Below are 17,191 nucleotides of genomic sequence, written 5' to 3'. Positions count from 1 at the left end.
TGTCATTGCCCTTTTTTTGTACCATTGAGTTACCGTTTGTTATAATGAGGTTAACTCATCAATAAGGGTCAAAATGTTACAAACATCGGGTGGTTGCATGATTTATTTTGAAGACGTCTGCTTTTCCTATGATTCCAATGAAAAAGCCCCCTTTATCCACAACCTGTCCTTTTCTATCAAAAAAGGCGAGTGGGTGGCCATTATTGGCCCTAACGGTTCTGGAAAATCAACGCTTGGCAAATTAATGAACGGCTTGCTGATGCCTGACAGCGGCACCATTAAGGTCAAGGGTCTTAATCCGGTTTGTGTAGAAGAGCGGTGGCACATTCGTCGCATCGTGGGCATGGTGTTTCAAAACCCTGAAAATCAATTGGTGGGTAACACCGTGCTGGATGATGTGGCCTTTGGCTTAGAAAATCTGGGTGTTCCCCGGGAGGAAATGCTGCCCATCATTCGCAGCTGTTTGGAAAAGGTAGGCTTGTGGGCCTATCGGGAACAGGAGCCCCATCATTTATCCGGCGGCCAAAAACAACGCTTGGCCATTGCCTCCGTTTTGGCCATGCAGCCGGAGGTGCTGATTTTGGATGAAGCGACCTCTATGCTGGACCCCGTGGGGCGCAAGGAAGTGCTGAGCCTGGTTAAAACACTGCATCAGGAAGGAATGACTGTGGTGACCATCACCCATGACATGGATGAAGCCGTACAGGCTGAGCGTGTTGTCCTCTTTTCCAAGGGTGAGCTGGTGGCCGATGGCCCGGCTCAGGACGTTTTAAATCAGGCTGACCTGTTACGGGCTCACCGTTTGCAACTCCCTTTTGTTGTAGAAGTAAAAGAGGCACTGCAAAAACAAGGCTTACCCCTGTCCGCTGACATTTACACGAAAGAAGAGCTGGTTGAGGCGCTATGGAGATTATCACAAAAGACTTAGGTTATATCTATCATCCGCGTACCCCGTTTGCCAAACGGGTCTTGACGGATGTTAATATTCGCATCAAAGCTAACCGGCTGGTGGCCGTTGTGGGACAGACCGGTTCGGGCAAATCCACGCTGATTCAGCATTTTAACGGGCTGCTCAAGCCCTCGGAAGGTTATGTACAGGTTGGCCCCCATAAGCTTGAAGCAGGCCAGAAGAAGATTCCCATTCTCCATGAATCCGTAGGACTGGTCTTTCAGTATCCGGAGCATCAATTATTTGAAGAAACGGTGGAAAAAGATATTGCCTTTGGCCCCAAAAATCTGGGCTGGCCGGAAGAATTGATTAACATGCGTGTCCGTCAGGTGCTGGACAAAATAGGACTGGCTCCTTCCTATCTCAGCAGGTCACCGTTTGAACTGAGCGGAGGGGAGAAAAGGCGGGTAGCGATTGCCGGGGTGCTGGTGATGCAGCCGGATATCCTTATTTTGGACGAGCCGACAGCCGGTTTGGATCCGGAAGGCCAGCAGCAAATCCTGGAGATGATGGTCCGCTGGAAACAAGAGCGGGGCAAAACGGTGATTTTGGTCACACATCAGATGGACCATGTGGCCGAATATGCAGATGAAGTGGTGGTCATGGAAGCAGGGCGGGTCAAATGGCAAACCACTCCTCTGGCCTTGTTTACTCAGTATACTGAACAGTTGCGTCAACTAGGTTTGGAGATTCCCTCTCTCATCGAGCTGGTGCAGGAATTAAATCAACGGCTGAAGGAGCCCATTCCCCTTACTTCAACCAAAAAGGAAACGATCCTCAACACAATTGCCCGCTATGTCAAAGGAGCTAGGGTAGAAGTATGAGCAGATTAGGCATGATCAGCATCGGCCAATATGTGCCCGGTCAGTCTCTTGTTCACAGTCTGGATCCCCGGACCAAACTGGTGGCCGTCTTTTTGGTGGTCGTCACGATTTTTGCAGCCAGCCAGGGGTTATCCTATGCTCTGGCTTCCGTTTTTGTGTTGGGTACTGTGTTTTTGTCCCGTATCCCCTGGACTTTTATTTGGCGCGGTTTAAAACCGGTGTGGATCATATTGGCTGTGACCTATATCTTTCACATTTGGTTTACCCGCGAAGGGGAGGTGTTGTGGACGTTAGGAGCCCTCTCTGTATACGAAGGCGGGGTCATTCAAGGGGCAGTCATCACCTACCGGATTGTGCTCTTGGTCATTATTGCTTCTTTGGTTACCCTTACCACACCGCCCCTTGTTTTGACCAACGGCTTGGAACGGATGCTGAAGCCTTTGGCCAAGTGGCGTTTCCCGGCTCATGAGCTGGCCTTGATGGTGGCCATTGCCCTGCGCTTTATTCCTGTTTTGTGGCAAGAAGCGGATAAAATCATCAAAGCACAGTTGTCCCGGGGGGCTCCGCTTGCCTCAGGGACGCTTTGGGAACGGGTCAGCGCGCTTATCCCAATTATCATCCCCTTGTTTCTCTCTGCCTTTAAAAGAGCCGAGGATCTGGCCCTGGCCATGGAAGCTCGCGGTTACCGGGGGGCAGAGGGAAGGACCCAGTTCAGGCAATTGAAAATGCAGCCCAGGGATTATGCTGCTCTAGCGGTCACAGGAACTTATTGTCTCTTGCTGATCATGATTGAGGTGGTATAATGAGTGAACAAACCACTGGCGTCCACAAGTGGAAATGTACCGTAGCCTATGATGGAACCGCTTATGCCGGATTCCAGCGCCAACCAAATGCGGTGACCATTCAAGGCGAGCTTGAAGCGGTTTTAAAGCGCATGCATCGCCACCCGGTACAAGTGGTGGGTTCTGGCCGGACAGATGCTGGAGTCCATGCCCGGGGACAAGTGATCCACTTTGAGAGCAGCCTTGCTTTGGAAGAGAATGAATGGACTAAAGCCCTCAATGCCCAGTTGCCAGGGGATATCCGCATCCTGCGCACGGAGAAAGTACCTGCTTCTTTCCATGCCCGTTACGATGTGCGCGGTAAAGAGTATCGCTATTTTATCTGCAATGCGCCTGTCCACGACCCTTTTGTCAGACAGTATAGTTATCACGTGCCCTTGCCTTTGGATGTCACCCTGATGCAAGAAGCGGGCCGCTTGTTCGAAGGCACCCACGACTTTACAGCCTTCAGCTCAGCGAAAACGGAAGTGGCAGACAAAGTGAGAACCATTGACAAGCTGACATTGGAAGTTCTCCCTGTTGGGCGGGGCACACAGGCTGAACAAGCCAAGCCGGGCCTTGATCGGGAAGTTGTGTGGCCGGGATGGGCCTATTGTCCAACTGCTGGCGGGGAGCCCAGAGCAGGGCAAATGATCACCGTCATTTGCAGAGGAACCGGTTTTTTGTATCACATGGTCCGCATTATCGTTGGAACCTTAATTGAAGTGGGTAAAGGGAAAAAGTCGCCAGCCGATGTAGAGCGGGCCTTAAAGGAAAAGGACCGCAACTTGGCCGGGCCCACTGCACCTCCTGAGGGGCTGTTTTTGTGGCGTGTCTTTTATTGAGCAAGTTGACTCCCAAAAGCAGATGTAGTATTATATAGTTTGGTATTTTTCTTTCCACTGAATAGCCCCGTTACGTGGATTGAAAATAGATGGCAGAGTGTCAGATAGATGGAATCGGAAACAAGGAGGGAACAACATGCGTACCACGTATATGGCTAAGCCCAACGAAGTTGAGCGCAAGTGGTATGTGGTAGATGCAGCAGGCCAAACACTGGGACGTTTAGCTTCTAAGGTCGCTAGCATTTTAAGAGGAAAACATAAACCTGAATATACACCCCATGTAGACACCGGCGACTTTGTGATTGTTATCAATGCAGATAAAGTGCATCTGACAGGTAATAAGTTGCAGAAGAAAATTTATTATCGCCATTCCCGCTATCCTGGCGGTTTAAAGAAATTTACAGCAGCCGAAATGTTGCAAAACAAACCTGAGCGTGTGATTGAGTCTGCGGTAAAAGGAATGTTGCCCAAAGGTCCCCTCGGACGCAAGCAAGCGAAAAAACTGTTCGTTTATGCCGGAAGCGAACACCCGCATCAAGCACAAAAACCGGAAGTTCTTGAACTGTAAGGGAGGGTATTCATTTTGGCACAAGTAACATATTACGGTACCGGACGTCGTAAAGAAGCCGTTGCACGTGTGCGCCTTGTCCCTGGTGACGGAAAAATCATCATTAACAAACGGGACATCGATGATTACTTTGGTTTGGAAACGTTAAAAAAGATTGTCAGACAGCCCCTTGAGCTGACAGAAACCGAAGGGAAATACGATGTGCTTGTCAATGTTAAAGGCGGGGGTTTTACTGGTCAAGCCGGCGCCATTCGTCACGGTATCTCCCGTGCGCTTTTAGAAGCTGATCCTGAATTGCGTCCTGCGTTGAAAAAGGCTGGCTTCCTGACACGTGATCCGCGGATGAAAGAGCGTAAGAAATACGGTCTTAAAAAAGCACGCCGCGCGCCCCAATTCTCCAAACGTTAAAAAACGTTGCTGGATCAGTTATACAGCCTCAAACCTTGTTGGGTTTGGGGCTTTTTTTGCATAACCCTGTCCTGCCGCTCGTATATATGTAAGGACAAGGGGGAGTGGGTGATGAAACAAAAACTTGTCCTCATCATGACTGTCAGCATTGTCATGGCTTTGGGTTTATACATGCTGAATGAGGCAATTGACCGTGGGACAAAATCTGCCCTGGGCCTCCCCTTAACCGGACAGATTATCATCATTGATCCCGGACATGGTGGCAGAGACGGGGGAGCAGTCAGCCGCTCGGGTGTGGTGGAAAAAGAAGTGGCTCTGGCCATCAGCATTTATTTGCGCGATCTGCTCCAGCAAGCGGGAGCTTTTGTCATTATGACCAGGGAGACGGATATGGAGCTTGCTTCAGAAGAAGCCCACCGCCTGGGACGGAGGAAGAAGGAAGATTTAATGAACAGGGTCAAATTGATCAATGGGAGTCAAGGGGATCTGTTTGTCTCCATTCACCTCAACAGTATCTCTTCACCCAACTGGAGAGGGGCACAAACCTTTTATAACCCGCTATGGGATGAAAGTGAGCGGTTGGCCCGTTTTGTCCAGGATGAACTGATCCGCAACCTGGAAAATACCAATCGCCATGCCAAAAAGAATCAGGAAGTATATATTTTGAAAGCCAGTCAAATTCCAGGCATCCTTGTTGAAGTGGGCTTTTTGTCCAATCCCCATGAAGCCGGTTTGCTCGCTACAGCAGATTATCAAAAAAAAGTGGCCTTTGCCATTTATGAAGGCATTCTGCGTTATTACAGTGACGAAAACAGTTTGGAATTCCCCTAGGGCTCGCCGGGATGTTTGGCTAGCAGGAGCCGTGATGCTTTACTCCGGGCAGATGTGTTATACTAAAGATAAAAATGTGGAGTAAAAAGAGGTGCTTTCTATGTTAACTGAACAAAGGATCTTGGACGCATTAAAAGAGGTTAAGGATCCGGAATTGAATAAGAGTTTGGTTGAATTGAATATGATCCGGGATATTCAAGTCGACCAAGATAATAATGTGGGTTTAACGGTGGTCTTAACCATATCCGGTTGCCCGTTAAAAGCGACCATAGAAAAAGATGTTGTCAATAAATTGAAAGAGATTGGTGCCAACCAGGTTAAAGTGACCTTTGGCTCCATGACCGATCAGGAAAGAGCAGCATTAGCCCAGCGGCTGCGTCAGGAAGCTGGAGCGGGGCCAGGTGCCCAGAGCGGGCAAGGGCAACCTCCTCTTTCACCCTTATTGGCGCCTGATTCCAAAACCCAATTTATTGCCGTCACCAGCGGCAAAGGTGGCGTAGGTAAATCAACGGTGACGGTCAATCTTGCCAGGGCACTGGCCCGCATGGGCAAAAAGGTAGGTGTAATTGATGCCGATATATACGGTTTTAGCGTACCGGACATGATGGGCATTGACCAGCGCCCGACCGTTATTGACGATATGATTCTCCCTGTTGAAAAACACGGGGTTAAAGTGATGTCCATGGGTTTCTTTGTGGAGGACAATTCCCCGGTGATTTGGCGGGGGCCTATGCTGGGTAAAATGTTGCGCAACTTTTTCAGCCAGGTCCACTGGGGCGAGTTGGAGTACATGATACTGGATTTGCCTCCAGGAACGGGTGATGTGGCCCTGGATGTACATACCTTGATCCCCCAGAGCAAAGAAATTATTGTGACCACTCCCCATGCGACAGCTGCCTTTGTGGCAGCCAGGGCAGGAGCCATGGCGATCAAAACAAAACATGAGATTTTGGGTGTGGTGGAAAATATGGCTTACTATCAATTGCCTGACGGCTCTAAAGATTACATTTTTGGCCGCGGGGGAGGCCAAAAGTTAGCCGAAGTGCTGAAAACAGAGCTGTTGGCCCAAGTGCCCCTGGGACAGCCCGATCAGCAAGCAGACGTTGATAACCCCTCACCCTCCATTTACCCCGAAGATTCAGTCATCGGCCAGATTTATGCCCGCATGGCGGAAAAAATTGTACAGCGTTTAGAGGTTCAAGCAAAATAGCGAGCGCATCATGCCTAAACGGAAAACAGGCGGTATTTGCCGCCTGTTTTTTTTAGGACTATTGTTCTCCTCCGCCACCGCCTTGGTCACTTTGCTGTTGTTGACCCTGGCCCCCTTGCTGCTGTCCTTCCATCTCTTTGGCCACCTGGCTTAACAGTTGCAAAAGCTCCAGGCGGAAATAGGGGCTTTGCAGGGCCTCTTTCATGATGTTCATGGTTTCTTGCCGAAACGCTTGTGATTTGGCCACTTCAACAAACTGTTTTTCCATTTCCGGGTCTTTGAGAATGTCTATCATAGCAGCCTGATACTCGGGATCTTTCATTAAGTCTTTCAGCAGCCGTTTGTGCTCGTTTTCCAACTGTTTGGCGTACTTTTGGGCAAATTTCGGATCGAGCATGAGCTGCTGCCATTTTTCTTTATTGTCGGCTTGGAGCAAAGTATCTTGAATGGTTTTTTTCACGACCGGTTCATCGATCAGCAGTTGCTGTTTAAATTCATCTTCTTTGAGGATATCCTGAATCGCTTTCTTGCCTTCTTCGGTTTGTAAAATATCCAGCACCATCTGTTTGGTTTCCTTGTAGTCGGGACTGACTTGTTCTTCCACGGGTGCACAAGCCGTTAAAGTAGATATGGCCATCATGGCACTCGCCCACAAGATAAACAGCCAGCACCACTTTCCTTGGACGATTGCTGGGAAGCGGCTAACCATGGACTAAAATCCCCTTTCCTGTTACTCACCTTTAATATGCATCGCTAGCGCCAAATTATACTTTTTGATACAATCGTAAATGGACATTTTCCTAATCGGTTACAGGAAAGTTGGTGAGTTAAACTGACGTTTAAAAAATGGCTGTTTTTATTTGTGACAACATTGCTGGTTGGCGGATTGACCATTCTGGCGACCAGCACTCTGATTAACTGGGAAGGATTTCAGGCGATTACTTCCTCGGCAGAAGAATTTTTGGCTGGGGCGATCTTTTTATTTGCTGTCGGCATGACCTTCAGTGCCATCAGCCAGATGGGCTTTTTTGCCTACTTACTGGTTAACCGCTTGGCACTTGGTTTATTCAAATCTAAAAAAGTGTGGCATTATACGCAGATTGTCTTGATTCTGTTCACTTTTTTTGACCTGGTCTATTTCCGTTACACCGCTTTTGCCACACACCAGGAAACGTGGCTGAATTATGTGATTTTGCCCACTGTGTTATTAATAGTATCTCTTGTTTTTGCTTATATTAAAGCGCAACAAACCAATGAAAATGCTTTTGTCCCGGCTTTGTTTGTGCTGTTTGTCGTCACCACGGTTGAAGCAGTACCCGCTTTGGTAATTAATGATCCCATCTGGGTCATGTTAATGCTGTGTACCCTCTTTGTGTGTAATGTGTGGCAACTGCTATGGCTGCACCGTTTAACGGCTGAGCCCAAGAAAAAAAGCGCTTAGCGGGATCTAGGCGCTTTGTGCTCATCAATCCAGTTCCTTAATCTGGCTTTCAGTGCCGGTGATCAGCTCAGTGACGGTTACAAAGTGGTACCCCTCTGCTTTTAACCGGCGGATCATTTCCGGTAATGCCTGATGGGTCTGTTTGGTGGAATCACTGGCATGCAACAGCACAATATCTCCCGGCTGGACGTTGGAAACGACATTATGCACGATCCGGTCTACCCCCGGGTTCATCCAATCATTTGAATTGGTATGCCACAGCACAACCGTATAACCCAGCTCGTCGGCAATGCGCAGCACGCGTTTGTCAAAGTCTCCGTTGGGGGGACGGAGAAGGGTCGGGGTAAGGCCGGTAACAGATTTAAGCATACGGTGCGCCTTTAAGATTTGTTCCCGTATCTCTTCATTCTTTAAGCGGGTGTAGTTGATATGTTTGTGGCCATGGGAGCCAATCTCAAAACCCATCTCCTTGATGCGCTGGACAATTTCCGGGTGGTGTTCAGCCCAGGGAGAAGAGAGGAAAAAGGTGGCTTTATCCACTCCATTTTCGGCCAGGGCATCCAGAATCAGTCCCGGGTTCTCTTGCCCCCAGGAGATGTCGAAGGTCAGGGCCAGTTTCTTTTCGTCGGTTGGTACACGGTATATGGCTTGCGGTTCATCGGCTTTGGATTGGACCGGGTTTAATTGGGAGGAAAAGACGCTCATGGCATCTCTCTCCACATAGATCACGCCTGCTGTAAACAGGGCAGCGATGATCAGGAGAATGTATTTTTTTACTTTTTGTCCATTGATCACCCAAAACGTGTTCAACCCTTTTCCCTCCTGTCCATGTCGTCTACAATTAAATGTATGTCCAGTGTTGTCCAAATATGATTGGAACATGGGGTGATGATGTGTCAGAGTTGAAGACTTTATTAAGGGAGAGTAAAGCGTATCTGTGGGCGGCCTTACTGATTTTTGGCACAGGTGTGGTTTTAGGATATGTCTTCGATGAGGTTTTTGAAAAGGCAATTACCCCTTTTATAGAGGAGTTGGAGAACATTGCCCGAGAATTGGCTGACAATCCGAACCCAGTCAATATGATGTGGGTGATTTTCAAGAATAATGTGCTGGCTGCCATCACCATGATCGTTGTAGGTGTGTTTTTAGTTTTTGTGCCTATTTTCTCCTTGCTGATGAACGGTTTGGCTGTGGGGTATGTCCTGGTCCATTCGGCCTTGGGAGATGAAGTGTCACCCTTACGCATGTTTATCTTTGGGATTTTGCCCCATGGCTTGTTGGAGCTGCCGGCCATTTTTGTAGCAGGGGGGATGGGCATGTTTCTAGGCTTTAGACTGTTAGGTTGGCTGTTTGGTCCAGGCCAGCTATTGTCCCATTTATTCGGCAACACAAGAAGTGATGTGGGCACGTTTTGGCGTGAGCAAACCGTACCCGTACTGAAGCAAAGAGTAAGGGGGCTCGCCCGCTTGACCCTCATTTTGATCTTGGTTTTGTTTGTGGCCGCTGTGATTGAAAGTTTTATCACACCGTTATTAATCCACTTGTTTGTGCTTGGAGTTTGATTTTCTGCGCCCATAATTTATAAAAAGGGGTGTTTTGGGACATACCAAAAACAGAGATTTGACATAGGGAGTGTGTCCGCCTCGATGCTGGGATTAATGCTGACACGGAAAGAAGCGCAGGAGATCGAGTATCTGTTGAAAAAGGAATTGGAAGAGCTGCTCTTAGACCTGGAGGATGAGCGCATTGAGGGGCTGGTCAGACGGGCGATGGAAGAGCGATATAAACTGATCTTCCGTTTATATGGCCGCTTTGTTCCGCCTCACGAGCTGTCCAAATACGTACGCACTAGTTTCAAACAGGGGTAGAAATGGTACCCGAAAAAGTAAAAAATGGTTTAAAAAAACCCCTTGCAAAACTGAACTAAACGTTGTATACTTATATTCGTCGTCAGGTTGGACAACGTTGTTCCGCAGTAGCTCAGTGGTAGAGCGGCCGGCTGTTAACCGGTTGGTCGTAGGTTCGAATCCTACCTGCGGAGCCATTTGCTTCCATAGCTCAGTCGGTAGAGCGCTTCCATGGTAAGGAAGAGGTCGCCGGTTCAAGTCCGGCTGGAAGCTCCATACATACGACAAAGCCCATAACGGCGGGGTTTGAAGCGATCAGCTGCCCCGCCGTTTTTGCTTATACTCTCGATTGCAACCATTTTGCAACCATCCAAAAATTGTTAAGTTTTTCGCTGGATAATCTGGAGTTGATTTTCCACAGCCAGTTTTTGCATCTCAGGCAGAACGTGGGCATAGGTATCATAGGTAAACCATACCGAAGAATGGCCCAGGATCGAACTGACTGTCTTAATATCTGTCCCGGTCATCAGCTGCAACGTGGCCCAGGTGTGGCGCATGTCATGAATGCGGATTTTAGGTACTCCAGCTTTTTTGATTAAACTGTTAAATTTGCGACGAACATTACTTTGAAGTAATGGAGCCCCTTCGCCAGACACAAATACAAAATCCTGATCATTGTAACTGCTGCCGGCTCGCAACTTTTTTTCATTTATAGCGGACTTTTGATTTTTGAGTATCTTAGACGTGATATCATCAAACGGAACATCGCGTATACTTGATTCAGTCTTAGGACTTGTTAGTTCACGTGTTTTTGCCGTCAGTGATTGGCGTACATAAATCAACTTTTTATCAAAGTCAACATGTTTCCATTGAAGGCCAAGGACTTCGCCGATTCTCATGCCAGTATTTAAAGAAAGGTGAAAAACGGGATACATCCAATCACCTTTAGCTGCATCAAGAAAGGCGTTCATTTCTTCTTGATTCCATACATTTATCTGAGGTTTCCCATGTTTCGGCGGATCCTCAATGTCTGCTGGTTGTGGTGGAGAATACGATACCTGACAGCACGTCTTAAAAACCGGTTTGAGGATGTCTGCATGGATTTTGACAATGGTTGATTCTGCAAGCTCTTTTTCTTCACGAAGATAGTCATATAAGTCCTCTATATTTGTCTCGTGTAGCTTGTCCATCCTGATCATTCCGATATGAGGGATGATGTGATTATTAATCAAACGTTGATATGTGTCCAGGGTTGTCGGACGCAGCTTTTTTCTTTGTATTCCAGCCATTCCTGCATGTACTCTGCCACTGTTTTTTGGTTGGCTCAACATATGTGCTTTAGGTCAATTGTGCAATCATCTCAGCGCACGCTTTTTCTGCTTCTTTCTTGGTGTTATAGCCACTGAACCATTTGCGGTTTCTAGATCCGTCTGGCTTACGCCCGACATTAAGTACAAAGCACCATTTATTACCGCGTTTTCGGACGTGTCCTTTCATCATGTTACCCCCTTAGGAATATATGTTCGGAACAGGATAAAAAATTAAGGCTGTAAACAAATGTCTTTAAAATGATACTCTGTACCTATTTTTGACTTACCAGTTGACGAATTCTATGTTAATGTCATAAAATTAGAGTACAAAGATTAAAAGGTTATGTATACTCTTTTGTAATCTTGAACATAATGTTAATAACTGATTAACTCAGTTAAGGGATCGGTGTATGCCGGTCGCCCGCCCAGCCTAATGGCTGTGGCGGTTTTAATTTTTTTAAGGAAAAATTTTTATTCCCCAGCCCATGTAATTAGGGTAATTGGTAAGTTTTTCTTCAATATTTAAAAAGGCCCTATCCTTAACGATGCAATTGCTTCTAGCAAACTTGTGAATTGGATATGAAACCAAATCAGCAAGCTCCAGAATTACAAACGATGATTTCGAATCATCAGCTGCCCACCATTTTGGATTGAAATAAACACCTACGAGACTTTTAAAGTGACTTGCTGGATTGTAATAAGTTCCATTTTCTATTATTTGTAATATATGCTTCAGAACAAATTTATCCTCTTTTTTTCCTCTTGATTCTAAAACAATGATGCCCTTCTGGTTTGTTTCGTTTAATTTTTTGCAATATCTTTCAAGAATAAATCTAACAGCAAGGGGATAAGGATGATCAGCTCTTTCTCCATATTTTTTGTAATGGGCTTCTTTATTAACGGTAGAAGATATGATCCTTATATTTGTACTTGATATTAGTTTTGATATATCATTCATAAATTCTTCATAATCAATAGTGTCAAAAGGATGTTTTCTTTTTCTTATTTCACTAGAATGAAAGCATACTCTTTTCATCGTACCTTTGTAATCGGCCATTCCGTTTTCCCAATGTTTAAATTTAATTTTATTAACATGCTCCTTAAATTTAGAGTAACTATCCAAATTAATTGCAACCCCTGTAAGGGTGAAGTACTTTTCATTGTCTGGAACTTCTTGCTCATTCCTTATTCTTCGCTTAACACCTTTTAATTCTGCGGTCCCGTTTTCATCCATACCCATTAAAACATCAACGTTTTTTGGCCAATATTCTAGTATAGTTGGTCTTCTCTTCCATTCCAATTTTAGATCCCCCAATAAAATAAACAAGTTGTTGCTTGGGTTGTTTCTATTTTTTTTATTTGTTTATATCCTTCTTTATCTCCCTAGCTGACTCTCCAGCCAATAGCCTCCTAAGGAGCCGCGCTAAAAACTTTTCCTCATCTTCGTCAGCCTCAGCAAGCTTTTCCATCACTATTGACAGGATTTCTTTTTGTTCATCCGTGAGTGGCTTGCCGTTCAGAGTAAGCGACTTGTCATTCTCCATAAGCATCTGATACACGTCTGTTTCCGATCCATCTTCACGGATGACACCGGCGGGATTGTCTGTGCGGCCAAGGATATAGTCAGAAGAAACATCATAGAACTCACTGAATTTAGCGATCAGATCTGGGTCTGGGTTAGCTGTCCCGTTTTCATATCTAGATAAAGCGAAATTTGAGATGCCAAATCTCTTTGCTGCCTCTTTTTGAGATAAGCCTCTTTTTTCTCGTAGTTTTCTTAATCTTTTACCAAGTACATTCTCACTCATATTTATCTCCGCCTTATGCGAAATATGCAATTTATGCAATAATATTATACCATTATAGCGTATATTGAAAATTTATTTCGCGAAAATCGCAAATAAATACTTGACTTTGCGATACTCGCTAATTATAATGTAATTGAGTATTGCGGAAATCGCTATAATTAAAATTTCAGGAGGTGTGGTTTGTGAGGATTGATCTAGACAAAATCAAGGAACTGCGGAAGAAACAAAAACTTTCCCAGAAGGAGTTTGCTGATCTTCTAGGGTTCCGCAGCGTATACCAATATAACAGAAAAGAGACTGGGAAGCAGCCCTTTACTGCGTTAGAACTACGTATGATTGCGGATCATTTTAATGTTCCGTTGGAATATTTTTTTGACGAAAGTGTAGCGAAAAACGCTAAGAAATCAACTGCATAAAAGGGGGTTATCTATTTGAATCAGCTACAACACATCTTTGATTATCACGGCCAACAGGTAAGAACGGTAGTCAAAGACGGCGAGCCTTGGTTTGTTTTGAAAGATGTTTGCCACATTCTTGATCTTGGTCAAGTAGCTGGAGTTAAACGCAGGTTGTCAAAGGATGTGATTTCAAATCACCCCCTTGAGACACCTGATGGAATACAGCAAATGACTATCATCAACGAAGACGGACTATATGATGTGATTCTTGAGAGTCGCAAACCAGAGGCCCGCGCATTCAGGAAATGGGTGACAAAAGATGTGCTCCCAACCATCCGCAAAACAGGTCAATACTCCCTGGAACAACTGAAAACACCAGCTGAACTCATGCTGATGGCTGCCCAGAAACTTGTTGAGCATGAAAAGAAGATCAAGGAGCTTGAAGAAAGAACAGAGGCGGCCCACCATCGGATAGACAACATTGATATGCCAGAAACCCTGGCGGCGTTGAAAATGGTTATATAGCGCAACTGGATTATCGGAATCAAACCGTACGGCTCACTTATGAAAGCAATGGATCCAGTCAGATGCTGGCGACTGCACCAATGTCCCAAACCTTGGCCTGTGGACTAGGGAACCGGTATACCTTAACCGTCCGTGTTTATAACGGCCGCATTAAAATCTTGGTTGGTTCAACGGAATACATTGATTATTCCGGATCGTTGCCTGGTTCATTGTCCAGGGGGGCTCACGGCGTGTATGCCAACGACACCAGGGTAAAATGTTACCAGCTACAAATCGCACAAACGACCGATATGAACCAATGGAAAAAATCGCAGCTATTGTGGACGGGGAGGAATACATTGCCTTTGAAGAAGATCGTCCCTATAACTATGACGAGTGGGGTTATTTGGTGTATGGCGTCTTTGATCCGGATGAAGGCTTGGGGATTGAAATTGACAACGACTCGACAATTTGCCAGTGGTGAATGTTCCATCCTGGATTGGTGAGAAAAAAGTGAGGATCCGGATGGTTGATGCCGGGGTCTGGTTGAGAAACTTCTATGTCGGTGATGGTTCCGAGTTTTCGATCGCCTGGAACAGTGATCTTGAAGGGTTTATTAAAACGCTTGGTTTCATTCGGGAATATGGTTGCAAAGGTGTAGCCATGTGGACACTGGGGCAAGAAGATCCCAGGGTGTTTACTTATCTGCCCGGCGCAATATAAAACTTAATTTGTGTACCTTGAAAGGTGGTGGTAAACTGGAAATAATCAGGCAAAAACAAGGAGGGATTCATCATGTGCCGGAAACCGTTATTGACGGTTTTCGTTGCCTTGCTGTTTTTGGCAGGTTGTGGTGTGGTGGAGGAAGTCAAGGAAGAACCGGATATGAGTGCCAGCGAGGTGAATAAGCCCAGTAGTGAGGGTTACAAAGATGAGGTTGAAGGGCAAGAACACTTGGTGAGTTTTGAAACGTATCATATTGACGGCCCATTTGATGAGGTGACGAGAAGACTGCAGGAATCGCTCACACCAGAGATGATTGAACAGCTGGAACAGCTTCCTGAGCATATTAGATGGTATATATACACTACTCATCATGTGTTACACATGTTTGTCAACAACGCTGAAGGCCGGAGGGAATTAGTCAGAAATGCCAACCTGATCAACGAAAATGATGTAGATCTGATACTTGGTGGATCGGCTAAAACGCTGGAGGAACTAAATCGGTGGAGAGAGGAGAATAACATCCAGCCTTATGATCCTGAAGACAAGTATGAGAGGCCGACTGAAAACGACAGATCGCATATATACTGACACCCCGTTTGTGGGGTGTTTTTTATTGGATTTAGGATATCTGTGAAAGGAGATGAAAACATGGCGCTTGCCTATGTTTACCGTCACCGGAACGGTGGGAATAACTCCGATGTTATTGGGTTTCCTGGGTCGCCTGTTGTAAATGGTCAGTTGATTTTTTTCACAGGAAATGTTTGGCCTTATAGCGAAGAAGGAGGGGCTCCGTATCTGCATTTATTCTATTATTACAACTATAACGAAAGAGCATGGAGAGATGGTTTTATCTTAAGCAATAGAAGATCATACCCTCCCAATCCCGTTGAAACTGCGAATGATAGAGGAGATAGGATTTACGTGTTATCGCAATTTAATTGGAGGGTATATGGAGACCGTTATGCGCATTGGACTGAAGGAGGAAAAGGTTCTCATTATGGTTTGCGGAAACAAACGAGGCTGGCCAGACCTTTAAATAATCTAGGGACGTCATGGGAAACGGATAGATGGCTGAGTTCGGATCACAGAGTCATCATAGGAGGAGGACAAGGATTTACTCGATCAAACGAAAAACGATCCGTAAACTTAAACATGGTACGGTGTTGGGGCTATATCAGACCAAACGGTACGGTGCAAGAGACGTTTGGGCTATATGTCGATGTCAATTATATCACTAACAACCCAGGATCATATGCTCTACACACTCGCTAATTCCTAAACAAGGAGGGGAGGAAAATGTCTGAAATTTTGTTTAAGTGGATCGTTGCAGTGGGCGGCTCGGTCGCCTCTTTTTTGTTTGGAGGTTGGTCAATGTTGCTATCAATTCTGCTCGTATTCGTTGTGATAGACTATGCTTCCGGAGTAATTGCATCTGCACTGGACGGAAAACTGAACAGCGAAGTGGGATTACGAGGCATTGCCAAAAAAGTCGCTATTTTTGCTGTAGTGGCAGTCGGACATCTTGTAGACGTTTCGCTGGGAGGAGAGGCTACCCTGTTCAGAGATCTGGCCATTTTTTTCTATATTGCTAATGAAGGTATAAGCATCTTGGAGAACGTAGGGCGGATTGGGGTTCCTGCACCAGAAAAGCTAAAGGGGGCAATTGAAAAATTGCGTGAAGGAGGCGAAAAATAGTGACTAAAATCTTCATTGACCCTGGACATGGCGGCCGCGATCCGGGGGCCGTTAGCAACGGACTTCAAGAAAAGGAGATTGCATTGGACGTTTCTCCTAAGACTTCGAGATATTTTACGTGACCAAACGCTTTAAGAACAAGATACGACAGCTGACCAATCCAAACTGGAGCATATCAATGGAGGAACGAATCAAGAAACTGAATCAATACATGATGGGATGGATAGGCTNCTTAAAGAACACGAAGTGTTCGAAATCGCCAATACCCGTAAAGGAGCATGGCGAACGACCAAGACACCTCAATTGCATAAAGCCCTCAGCAAAGCCTACTGGCTTGCGCAAGGGCTTAGGAGTTTAACGGAGAGATATTTCGATGTTCGTCAAGATTGGCGAACCGAAGAGTAGCGACCCGCATGCTAGGTGGTGTGAGAGTTGCGCCTTGCAAGTTCAAGGAGCACAAGTAGTCTGAAATGGCTACCAGGATAAAGCTTAGCCAGCAGTCCTGTACCGAGTCTTGCGTGGTGCATGGTAACATGTACGGCGAAGCGTAGACAGGAAGGCAGTAGGCCGGAATAAAGTGAACAGGATTATTAGCCCCGAAATCACACGTGCTCGAAGTAGCTGACCTTATTTCTCTATGGGGAAAGCAGAAACAGCATCACCGTTAAGGCGAGGGGATGACTGTTGCTTCCGGGGTTCGTACCTACGGCATGCTGCCCATGGGCTCCTTGGGAACAAGGGAGATCCAGCAGGCTTCCACCTGAGTGGATAGGGTTGAACAAGCCTAACAAAGCAAGGGATACCTGATGACCTGCTGGAAGTCTTACTGACTGATAGTACTCTGAGGCAGGGAGAGCCTGCTACGTGGGGAAGCGGTCAAGCAGAAATGGAATCTTTCTAAGGCAACATGGGCTCCATTCAAAGGGAGGATACAGGCCTTCATCCAAAGGAAGGGGAAACCTAGCCATGACAACAAAATTAGAAAGAATAGCAGAGAAAGCGAGAC

At 46.1% G+C, this 17,191-nt stretch carries 25 protein-coding genes and 2 tRNA genes; 21 read left to right on the top strand and 6 right to left on the bottom strand.

The annotated features are described in order from the left end of the window. Window positions 1-97: 97 nt before the first annotated feature. The 8 genes from IEW48_RS06420 to salA all read left to right on the top strand — a co-directional run bounded on the left by IEW48_RS06420 (window position 98) and on the right by salA (window position 6,456). Window positions 98-928: an energy-coupling factor transporter ATPase gene (locus IEW48_RS06420; protein ID WP_188623085.1), complete on the top strand. Its 831-nt coding sequence runs from the start codon at window positions 98-100 to the stop codon at window positions 926-928. Further along, complete coding sequence (locus tag IEW48_RS06415; RefSeq protein WP_188623084.1) at window positions 904-1,773, top strand: energy-coupling factor transporter ATPase; 870 nt, start codon at window positions 904-906, stop codon at window positions 1,771-1,773. The genes IEW48_RS06420 and IEW48_RS06415 overlap by 25 nt, the downstream gene beginning before the upstream one ends. Next, the gene (locus IEW48_RS06410) at window positions 1,770-2,576 is read left to right on the top strand and encodes an energy-coupling factor transporter transmembrane component T family protein (RefSeq protein WP_188623083.1); all 807 of its coding nucleotides are present in this window, start codon (window positions 1,770-1,772) and stop codon (window positions 2,574-2,576) included. Before IEW48_RS06415 ends, IEW48_RS06410 begins: the two co-directional genes overlap by 4 nt. Next, complete coding sequence (truA, locus tag IEW48_RS06405) at window positions 2,576-3,439, top strand: tRNA pseudouridine(38-40) synthase TruA (protein WP_188623082.1); 864 nt, start codon at window positions 2,576-2,578, stop codon at window positions 3,437-3,439. Before IEW48_RS06410 ends, truA begins: the two co-directional genes overlap by 1 nt. 136 nt (window positions 3,440-3,575) lie before the next feature. After that, window positions 3,576-4,007: a 50S ribosomal protein L13 gene (rplM, locus tag IEW48_RS06400; RefSeq protein WP_188623081.1), complete on the top strand. Its 432-nt coding sequence runs from the start codon at window positions 3,576-3,578 to the stop codon at window positions 4,005-4,007. Window positions 4,008-4,022: 15 nt separating this feature from the next. Continuing rightward, window positions 4,023-4,415 (top strand): 30S ribosomal protein S9, encoded by a 393-nt coding sequence (gene rpsI, locus IEW48_RS06395; protein ID WP_188623080.1) that lies wholly within the window; start codon window positions 4,023-4,025, stop codon window positions 4,413-4,415. 111 nt (window positions 4,416-4,526) lie between these two features. Further along, the gene (gene cwlD / locus IEW48_RS06390) at window positions 4,527-5,246 is read left to right on the top strand and encodes an N-acetylmuramoyl-L-alanine amidase CwlD (protein ID WP_007505891.1); all 720 of its coding nucleotides are present in this window, start codon (window positions 4,527-4,529) and stop codon (window positions 5,244-5,246) included. Between the two features lie 100 nt (window positions 5,247-5,346). Continuing rightward, window positions 5,347-6,456 (top strand): iron-sulfur carrier protein/transcriptional regulator SalA, encoded by a 1,110-nt coding sequence (gene salA / locus IEW48_RS06385; RefSeq protein WP_188623079.1) that lies wholly within the window; start codon window positions 5,347-5,349, stop codon window positions 6,454-6,456. A 58-nt stretch (window positions 6,457-6,514) separates the two neighbouring features. Here salA and gerD read toward each other — a convergent pair whose 3' ends face one another. Then, window positions 6,515-7,165, bottom strand: a complete 651-nt coding sequence (gerD, locus tag IEW48_RS06380; protein WP_229703967.1) for a spore germination lipoprotein GerD — start codon at window positions 7,163-7,165, stop codon at window positions 6,515-6,517. 153 nt (window positions 7,166-7,318) lie between these two features. On the opposite strand from gerD, the gene IEW48_RS06375 reads away from it, so the two are divergent. Further along, window positions 7,319-7,897, top strand: a complete 579-nt coding sequence (locus IEW48_RS06375; protein WP_229703966.1) for a KinB-signaling pathway activation protein — start codon at window positions 7,319-7,321, stop codon at window positions 7,895-7,897. Window positions 7,898-7,921: 24 nt separating this feature from the next. Here the strand turns inward: IEW48_RS06375 and pdaB are convergent, their stop codons facing one another. Further along, a complete protein-coding gene (gene pdaB, locus IEW48_RS06370; RefSeq protein ID WP_188623078.1) occupies window positions 7,922-8,707 on the bottom strand; it encodes a polysaccharide deacetylase family sporulation protein PdaB in 786 nt (261 codons plus the stop codon). 83 nt (window positions 8,708-8,790) lie between these two features. Between pdaB and IEW48_RS06365 the strand changes: the two genes are divergently transcribed. The 4 genes from IEW48_RS06365 (at window position 8,791) to IEW48_RS06350 (ending at window position 10,020) form a co-directional block, all read left to right on the top strand. After that, complete coding sequence (locus tag IEW48_RS06365) at window positions 8,791-9,459, top strand: stage II sporulation protein M (protein WP_007505886.1); 669 nt, start codon at window positions 8,791-8,793, stop codon at window positions 9,457-9,459. An 84-nt stretch (window positions 9,460-9,543) separates the two neighbouring features. Next, window positions 9,544-9,765, top strand: coding sequence for a hypothetical protein (locus IEW48_RS06360; RefSeq protein ID WP_007505885.1), 222 nt, complete (start codon window positions 9,544-9,546; stop codon window positions 9,763-9,765). Window positions 9,766-9,866: 101 nt separating this feature from the next. After that, window positions 9,867-9,941 (top strand) — tRNA-Asn (locus IEW48_RS06355). Between the two features lie 3 nt (window positions 9,942-9,944). Next, window positions 9,945-10,020, top strand: a tRNA-Thr gene (locus tag IEW48_RS06350). Between the two features lie 104 nt (window positions 10,021-10,124). Here the strand turns inward: IEW48_RS06350 and IEW48_RS06345 are convergent. From IEW48_RS06345 to IEW48_RS06330, 4 genes are all read right to left on the bottom strand, one after another. Further along, window positions 10,125-11,033 carry a tyrosine-type recombinase/integrase gene (locus IEW48_RS06345; protein WP_188623077.1) on the bottom strand — a complete coding sequence of 303 codons (909 nt, stop codon included), beginning with the start codon at window positions 11,031-11,033 and terminating at the stop codon, window positions 10,125-10,127. Window positions 11,034-11,082: 49 nt separating this feature from the next. Next, window positions 11,083-11,241: an Arm DNA-binding domain-containing protein gene (locus IEW48_RS06340; protein WP_188623076.1), complete on the bottom strand. Its 159-nt coding sequence runs from the start codon at window positions 11,239-11,241 to the stop codon at window positions 11,083-11,085. Window positions 11,242-11,511: 270 nt separating this feature from the next. Further along, window positions 11,512-12,354, bottom strand: coding sequence for a DUF3800 domain-containing protein (locus IEW48_RS06335; protein WP_188623075.1), 843 nt, complete (start codon window positions 12,352-12,354; stop codon window positions 11,512-11,514). A gap of 55 nt (window positions 12,355-12,409) precedes the next feature. Next, window positions 12,410-12,862, bottom strand: coding sequence for a helix-turn-helix domain-containing protein (locus tag IEW48_RS06330; RefSeq protein ID WP_188623074.1), 453 nt, complete (start codon window positions 12,860-12,862; stop codon window positions 12,410-12,412). A gap of 182 nt (window positions 12,863-13,044) precedes the next feature. Here IEW48_RS06330 and IEW48_RS06325 point away from each other — a divergent pair, with 182 nt between their 5' ends. The 8 genes from IEW48_RS06325 (at window position 13,045) to IEW48_RS06290 (ending at window position 16,543) form a co-directional block, all read left to right on the top strand. Beyond that, the gene (locus IEW48_RS06325; RefSeq protein WP_188623073.1) at window positions 13,045-13,278 is read left to right on the top strand and encodes a helix-turn-helix domain-containing protein; all 234 of its coding nucleotides are present in this window, start codon (window positions 13,045-13,047) and stop codon (window positions 13,276-13,278) included. Window positions 13,279-13,293: 15 nt separating this feature from the next. Further along, window positions 13,294-13,785: a BRO-N domain-containing protein gene (locus IEW48_RS06320; RefSeq protein WP_188623072.1), complete on the top strand. Its 492-nt coding sequence runs from the start codon at window positions 13,294-13,296 to the stop codon at window positions 13,783-13,785. Window positions 13,786-14,083: 298 nt separating this feature from the next. Beyond that, window positions 14,084-14,248, top strand: a complete 165-nt coding sequence (locus tag IEW48_RS06315; protein ID WP_188623071.1) for a hypothetical protein — start codon at window positions 14,084-14,086, stop codon at window positions 14,246-14,248. Window positions 14,249-14,277: 29 nt separating this feature from the next. Continuing rightward, window positions 14,278-14,487, top strand: coding sequence for a hypothetical protein (locus tag IEW48_RS06310; protein ID WP_188623070.1), 210 nt, complete (start codon window positions 14,278-14,280; stop codon window positions 14,485-14,487). 72 nt (window positions 14,488-14,559) lie between these two features. Next, window positions 14,560-15,078, top strand: a complete 519-nt coding sequence (locus IEW48_RS06305; RefSeq protein WP_188623069.1) for a hypothetical protein — start codon at window positions 14,560-14,562, stop codon at window positions 15,076-15,078. A gap of 708 nt (window positions 15,079-15,786) precedes the next feature. After that, window positions 15,787-16,185: a phage holin family protein gene (locus IEW48_RS06300; RefSeq protein WP_188623068.1), complete on the top strand. Its 399-nt coding sequence runs from the start codon at window positions 15,787-15,789 to the stop codon at window positions 16,183-16,185. Next, a complete protein-coding gene (locus IEW48_RS06295; RefSeq protein ID WP_276529771.1) occupies window positions 16,185-16,307 on the top strand; it encodes an N-acetylmuramoyl-L-alanine amidase in 123 nt (40 codons plus the stop codon). The genes IEW48_RS06300 and IEW48_RS06295 overlap by 1 nt, the downstream gene beginning before the upstream one ends. After that, entirely contained in the window at window positions 16,304-16,543 is a 240-nt protein-coding gene (locus tag IEW48_RS06290) for a group II intron maturase-specific domain-containing protein (protein ID WP_229703965.1), read from the top strand. Before IEW48_RS06295 ends, IEW48_RS06290 begins: the two co-directional genes overlap by 4 nt. Window positions 16,544-17,191: the final 648 nt, after the last annotated feature.

Origin of the sequence: Caldalkalibacillus thermarum (genome assembly GCF_014644735.1) — a bacterium.
Taxonomy (GTDB): domain Bacteria; phylum Bacillota; class Bacilli; order Caldalkalibacillales; family Caldalkalibacillaceae; genus Caldalkalibacillus; species Caldalkalibacillus thermarum.
The sequence above is the reverse complement of the archived record's forward strand: the minus strand, read 5'-3'. Positions and strand labels throughout refer to the sequence as shown.

Coding starts and splice junctions, on each gene's coding strand:
- IEW48_RS06420 (WP_188623085.1), top strand. CDS start 98: ATGATTTATTTTGAAGACGTCTGCTTTTCCTATGATTCCAATGAAAAA.
- IEW48_RS06415 (WP_188623084.1), top strand. CDS start 904: ATGGAGATTATCACAAAAGACTTAGGTTATATCTATCATCCGCGTACC.
- IEW48_RS06410 (WP_188623083.1), top strand. CDS start 1,770: ATGAGCAGATTAGGCATGATCAGCATCGGCCAATATGTGCCCGGTCAG.
- truA (WP_188623082.1), top strand. CDS start 2,576: ATGAGTGAACAAACCACTGGCGTCCACAAGTGGAAATGTACCGTAGCC.
- rplM (WP_188623081.1), top strand. CDS start 3,576: ATGCGTACCACGTATATGGCTAAGCCCAACGAAGTTGAGCGCAAGTGG.
- cwlD (WP_007505891.1), top strand. CDS start 4,527: ATGAAACAAAAACTTGTCCTCATCATGACTGTCAGCATTGTCATGGCT.
- salA (WP_188623079.1), top strand. CDS start 5,347: ATGTTAACTGAACAAAGGATCTTGGACGCATTAAAAGAGGTTAAGGAT.
- gerD (WP_229703967.1), bottom strand. CDS start 7,165: ATGGTTAGCCGCTTCCCAGCAATCGTCCAAGGAAAGTGGTGCTGGCTG.
- IEW48_RS06360 (WP_007505885.1), top strand. CDS start 9,544: ATGCTGGGATTAATGCTGACACGGAAAGAAGCGCAGGAGATCGAGTAT.
- IEW48_RS06345 (WP_188623077.1), bottom strand. CDS start 11,033: ATGGCTGGAATACAAAGAAAAAAGCTGCGTCCGACAACCCTGGACACA.
- IEW48_RS06340 (WP_188623076.1), bottom strand. CDS start 11,241: ATGAAAGGACACGTCCGAAAACGCGGTAATAAATGGTGCTTTGTACTT.
- IEW48_RS06330 (WP_188623074.1), bottom strand. CDS start 12,862: ATGAGTGAGAATGTACTTGGTAAAAGATTAAGAAAACTACGAGAAAAA.
- IEW48_RS06315 (WP_188623071.1), top strand. CDS start 14,084: ATGGAAAAAATCGCAGCTATTGTGGACGGGGAGGAATACATTGCCTTT.
- IEW48_RS06305 (WP_188623069.1), top strand. CDS start 14,560: ATGTGCCGGAAACCGTTATTGACGGTTTTCGTTGCCTTGCTGTTTTTG.
- IEW48_RS06300 (WP_188623068.1), top strand. CDS start 15,787: ATGTCTGAAATTTTGTTTAAGTGGATCGTTGCAGTGGGCGGCTCGGTC.